This is a genomic window from Actinomadura logoneensis (assembly GCF_003428695.1).
Lineage (GTDB): Bacteria > Actinomycetota > Actinomycetes > Streptosporangiales > Streptosporangiaceae > Spirillospora > Spirillospora logoneensis.
In genome coordinates this window covers 1-5,259 of record NZ_QURH01000171.1, presented here as the reverse complement: position 1 = coordinate 5,259, position 5,259 = coordinate 1, and the positions used below count along the sequence as shown (strand labels likewise).

Here is a 5,259-nt window from a genome sequence, read left to right as displayed (position 1 = left end):
GCCCGCTCGCCGCGGTCGCGGGCGTCGGTCGGACGGCGCCCGCTCTCCGCGGTCGCGGGCGTCGGTCGGACTCGGGCGCCCGTGGTCCCGGCGAGGTCGCGGGCCGTCCATGCAGGTCGGCATATGTAGGGTCACCGGACGGTCTGACGGTGATGTACGACTTAGGTCGTAGGTGAGGGCGGTCGCCAGCCGAAGTGCTGAGCCGAAGCGTGGACACACGGGCGATGGCAGGGCGCGCGCCGCTTCCTAGCGTGGACTCCGACAGTTGGAGACCACCCGAAGGAGCCGCAGTGACCAGCACGTTCACCACCCCGCCCGGGCCTCGTGGCCGGGCCGCCGAGCCGGCGGCGGTCGTCGCCGCCGAGGTGAGCAAGGTCTACGGCTCCGGCGACGCGGCCGTGCACGCGCTGCGCGGCGTCAGCGTCGGGTTCGCGCGCGGCGCGTTCACCGCGATCATGGGCCCGTCCGGGTCCGGCAAGTCCACGCTGATGCACTGCCTGGCCGGGCTCGACACGGTGTCCGGCGGGCGGGTCACGCTCGGCGACGCCGAGCTGACCGCGATGAACGACAAGCAGCTCACCCTGCTGCGCCGCGACCGCATCGGCTTCATCTTCCAGGCGTTCAACCTGCTGCCGACGCTGACCGCCGAGCAGAACATCCTGCTCCCGCTCGAACTGGCCGGGCGCAAGCTCGACCGGGAGTGGTTCGACAAGGTCGTGGACGTGGTCGGGCTCCGCGAGCGGCTCGGGCACCGGCCGAACGAGCTGTCCGGCGGACAGCAGCAGCGGGTCGCCTGCGCCCGCGCGCTGGTCGCCCGCCCGGAGGTCATCTTCGCCGACGAGCCCACCGGCAACCTCGACTCGCGGTCCGGCGCGGAGGTGCTCGGCTTCCTGCGCGCGTCGGTCCGCGAGATGGGCCGGACCATCGTCATGGTCACCCACGACCCGGTCGCCGCGTCCTACGCCGACCGCGTGGTGTTCCTGCGGGACGGCCAGATCGTCACCGAGCTGTTCCAGCCGACGCCGGACACCGTCCTCGACCGGCTCAAGAGCCTGGGGGCCTGAGCACGATGCTGAAGACCACACTCGCCGGGCTCGCGGCGCACCGGCTGCGGCTGCTGCTCACCGCGCTCGCGATCACCCTCGGCGTCGGGTTCATCGCCGGCACGTTCGTCCTGACCGACGCCATGCGGTCCGGGGTGGACAAGACGTTCGCGACGTCCGCCGGGAAGGTGGACGTCGCGGTCCTGCCGAAGCACGAGGACGGGGAGCTGCCCGCGTCGCTGCTCGCCCGCGTCCGGGCCGTCCCCGGCGTCACGGCCGCGGAGGGCCTGGTCAAGGGCAGTGCCGCACTGGTCGGACGGGACGGCAAGGCGGTCGGCGACATGCCGACCATGGGCATGTCGGTGCCGTCCGGACGCCTGCTCCGCTACGACCTGGACGGGGGCCGCAGCCCGAAGGGGCCGTCCGAGGCCGTCCTCGACAGCCACCTCGCCAAGCGGCAGAAGTTCAAGGTCGGCGACACCGTCACCGTCCTGGACCAGAAGAACCGGCCGCACCGGTTCACCGTCGTCGGCCTGGTCGACATGGGCATGGACCGGGACGCGAGCATGCGGGGAGCGGTCGGCTTCGACGCCGCGACCGCGAGCGCGATGACCGGCGAGCGGACGTTCACCGAGATCGACGTGCTCGGCGGCGGCCGGGACGCGGTCGCGAAGGCCGTCGGGCCCGAGCACGACGCGCTGACCGGCAAGGCCCTCGCGCAGCGGCTGTCCAAGGCCAACGGCGCGGACACCCAGGTCATCCAGACCGGGCTGCTGCTGTTCGGCTTCGTCGCGATGCTGGTGTCCGCGCTGGTCATCTACAACACCTTCGCGATCCTCATCGCGCAGCGGACGCGCGAGATGGCGCTGCTGCGCTGCGTCGGCGCGACCCGCCGCCAGGTGTTCGGCGGCGTGCTGGTCGAGGCGGTCGTGGTCGGCCTGGTCGGGTCGCTGCTCGGCCTCGCGGCCGGGCTCGGGCTGGGCGCGGGAGCGCTCGCGGTGATCGGCTCGTTCGACACCGGCCTCACGCTCGCCGGGCCTGGCCTGACCCTCCGGACCGTGCTGGTCGCGCTGCTCGTCGGCGTCGTCGTCACGGTCGTCTCCGCGCTGCTGCCCGCCCGCGCCGCCACCCGCGTCGCGCCGGTCGCCGCGCTGCGCGCCGACCTGGAGCCCGGCAGCGGGCGGTTCCGGCTCGGCTGGGTCCGGACGGTGCTGAGCGCCGTGTTCGGCCTCGGCGGGATCGGCCTGGCCGGGTACGGCGGGTTCGGCACCCAGAAGGGCGAGACCGCGATGTACGTGGTCGCGGCCGGCGGGATGCTGTTCTTCATCGGCGTCGTCGCCGTGATGCCCGCCCTGGTGCGTCCGCTCGGCCGTCTGGTCGGTGCCCTCCCGGCGCGGACGGGCGGGGTGCCCGCGCGGCTCGCCGTCGAGAACGCGCGCCGCACGCCGCGCCGCACCGCGACCACCACGATCGCGCTGACCATCGGCATCGGGCTGATGAGCCTGTTCTCGGTCGTCGCCGCCAGCGGCACCGCCACCGCGAACGCGCAGCTCGACGAGCACTTCCCGGTGGACTTCCAGGTCGAGTCGCAGTTCGGCGGCGGCAGGGCCGTGGACGACACGAGCCGGCTGGTGCCCGCCCCGCTGGTCGCGAACCTGCGGGCGCTGCCGCAGCTCGAGCAGGTCACCGAGGCGCGCGAGGCGGGACGGCCCAAGTCGGGCGGCGGGCCGACGGTGCGGACCGTCACGGCGTCCTCGTTCGGCTCGCTGATCAAGATCAGCGCGGACGCGGGCACGGTGTCCGCGCCGGAGCCCGGGACGCTGATCGTGGACGCCAGGACCGCCAAGGCGAAGGGCTACCGGGTCGGCGGCACCGTCCAGGTCCGGGGCGAGCGGGGGAGCGTGCCGCTCCGCGTCGCGGGGATCTTCCGCGGGGACGTCCCGCTGGACGGGGTGCTGGTGCACGAGACCGACTTCGCGCGGGTCTCGGCCGTCCGGGACGCGGCGGTCGTGTGGGCGAAGGTGCGGCCCGGCGTCCAGGTGGACGACGCGCGCCACGCCGTGGACCAGGCCGCCAAGCCGTACCCGACGATCCGCGTGGGGTCCATGGCCGAGCTGCGCGACCAGTTCACCAAGGCGGTCAACATGCTGCTGATGGTGTTCGGCGGGCTGCTGGGGCTGGCCATCGTGATCGCGCTGTTCGGCATCGCCAACACGCTGTCGCTGTCGGTGGTGGAGCGCACCCGCGAGTCCGCGCTGCTGCGCGCCCTCGGCCTCACCCGCCGGCAGCTCCGCCGGATGCTGTCGGTGGAGGCCCTGGTCATGGCCGTGATCGGCGCGCTCACCGGGATCGTCCTCGGGATCGGGTTCGGCTGGGCGGCGACGAGCGCGATGTCGGACAACGCGGTGTTCGACGTTCCGTACCTGCAGATCGCGGGCTTCATCCTGCTGGCCGGGGTCTCGGGCGTCGTCGCGGCCGTCATGCCGGCCCGGCGCGCCGCGAAGGCGTCGGTGGTCGAGTCCCTCTCGGCGGGCTGAGCCCTCCGGGTAAGCCGACCGCCCCACCGCATCCGTCGATGCGGTGGGGCGGTGGCGTGTCCGGCGTGCGGGTCAGCGGAGGCCGCGGAGGCCGCCGTACCCGCCGCCGGAGAGGCTGCGGTTCGCGTCGTTGTGGGTGGCGTTGCCGTCGCAGGCGGTGCCGGCCTGGCCCGCGACCGACACCGTCCCGCAGGTCACCCCGTACCCGCCCACGATCATGAAGTTCACGGTGTTGCCGGTGGCCCGGCCCTTGTTGCTGTTGTGGATGTGCGTCCCGGCCTGGGCGGGGACGGCCAGGAGGACGGTCCCGGCGACGGTGGCGGTCACGGCCGCGGTCCGGAGGACGGTCTTGATCACGTTGTGCTCCATCTCTCGGGGGGAGCGCCCCCGAATCCTCGGGGGCACCTGCTGGACCTGCGCGTGACGGCCATCACCCCCTCAGAGTTACTGGGCGTGTCGTTGCGGTGGCAAGGGGTCCCGGTGGCCGCCGGGGCAACTGTGGCCGCTGCGCCGTGGCGAATGTCACCATGGGTAGCCATCTGGTCACCCCGTCGCGATGGTGCGGCGGTTCCGGGCGCCTTGCGACCCACGGGTACGCTGGGTCGCGCACGTCCGGTACCTACCTTTGAGGACTGGAACGAATCCCATGAATGCTTCTGCCATGCCCGGCTCCGAGGCGCCCGATCCGGCGGACCGCCCGGCCCGGCTCTCGGTCGGCGTCGTCGGCGCCGGACGGGTCGGCACCGCCCTCGGAGTCGCGCTCGAACACGCCGGGCACCGCGTGGTCGCGGTGTCGGCGGTGTCCGAGGCGTCCCGGCGGCGGGCCGCGGAGCGGCTGCCGGACGCGGAGGTCACCGATCCCCGCGAGGTCGTCGGCGCGGCCGAACTGGTGCTGCTGACCGTCCCGGACGACGCGCTGCCCGAGCTCGCCGGCGGGCTCGCCGCGACCGGGACGCCCGTGGAGGGCCGGCTCGTCGCGCACACCAGCGGCCGGTACGGCGCGGCCGTCCTGGACCCGCTGACCGGGGCGGGCGCGCTGCCGCTCGCGCTGCACCCCGTGATGACCTTCACCGGACGTCCCGACGACGTGAACCGGCTCACCGGCATCTCGTTCGGCGTGACCGCGCCCGAGCCGCTGCGGCCCGTCGCCGAGGCCCTGGTGCTCGAGATGGGCGGCGAGCCCGCCTGGATCGCCGAGGAGCGCCGCCCGCTGTACCACGCGGCGCTCGCGGGCGGCGCGAACCACCTGGTCACGCTGGTCGTGGAGGCGATGGACCTGCTGCGCCGCGCCGGGGTGGACGAGCCGGGCCGGATGCTCGGCCCGCTGCTCGGCGCGGCCCTGGACAACGGGCTGCGGCTCGGCATCGACGGCCTGTCCGGCCCCGTCGCGCGCGGCGACGCCGGGACGGTCGGCGAGCACGTCGCCGAGCTGGCCCGCGTCTCCCCGGAGAGCCGGCGCGCCTACGTCGCGCTGGCCCGCCTCACCGCCGACCGGGCGCTGGCCGCCGGACGGCTCAAGCCCGAGGACGCCGAGCGCCTGCTCGAAGCCCTCGCCGACTGACCGGACGTCCGGTCCCGCCCCGGCCCGGCCCCGACAGACCGCCCGTCCGGGCGGCGTCCGGCGGCCGGGCAGGCACCCGACGACCCCGTGCCGACCGACCGGCGACCCGCGCCGCGGC

At 74.6% G+C, this 5,259-nt stretch carries 4 protein-coding genes; 3 read left to right on the top strand and 1 reads right to left on the bottom strand.

What is annotated here, in order from left to right; genetic code table 11:
- Positions 1 to 290: 290 nt before the first annotated feature.
- Together DZF91_RS08875 and DZF91_RS08870 are read left to right on the top strand one after the other, a co-directional pair.
- Positions 291 to 1,064 (top strand): ABC transporter ATP-binding protein, encoded by a 774-nt coding sequence (locus DZF91_RS08875; RefSeq protein WP_235834177.1) that lies wholly within the window; start codon positions 291 to 293, stop codon positions 1,062 to 1,064.
- A 5-nt stretch (positions 1,065 to 1,069) separates the two neighbouring features.
- Positions 1,070 to 3,580 (top strand): ABC transporter permease, encoded by a 2,511-nt coding sequence (locus DZF91_RS08870; RefSeq protein WP_117356994.1) that lies wholly within the window; start codon positions 1,070 to 1,072, stop codon positions 3,578 to 3,580.
- Positions 3,581 to 3,652: 72 nt separating this feature from the next.
- Here the strand turns inward: DZF91_RS08870 and DZF91_RS08865 are convergent, their stop codons facing one another.
- Entirely contained in the window at positions 3,653 to 3,937 is a 285-nt protein-coding gene (locus DZF91_RS08865) for a hypothetical protein (RefSeq protein ID WP_147341063.1), read from the bottom strand.
- Between the two features lie 304 nt (positions 3,938 to 4,241).
- Between DZF91_RS08865 and DZF91_RS08860 the strand changes: the two genes are divergently transcribed.
- A complete protein-coding gene (locus DZF91_RS08860) occupies positions 4,242 to 5,141 on the top strand; it encodes a Rossmann-like and DUF2520 domain-containing protein (RefSeq protein ID WP_117356992.1) in 900 nt (299 codons plus the stop codon).
- Positions 5,142 to 5,259: the final 118 nt, after the last annotated feature.

Excerpts from the sequence above, each read along its gene's own strand:
- DZF91_RS08870 (WP_117356994.1), top strand. The coding sequence starts at position 1,070 with ATGCTGAAGACCACACTCGCCGGGCTCGCGGCGCACCGGCTGCGGCTG.
- DZF91_RS08860 (WP_117356992.1), top strand. The coding sequence starts at position 4,242 with ATGCCCGGCTCCGAGGCGCCCGATCCGGCGGACCGCCCGGCCCGGCTC.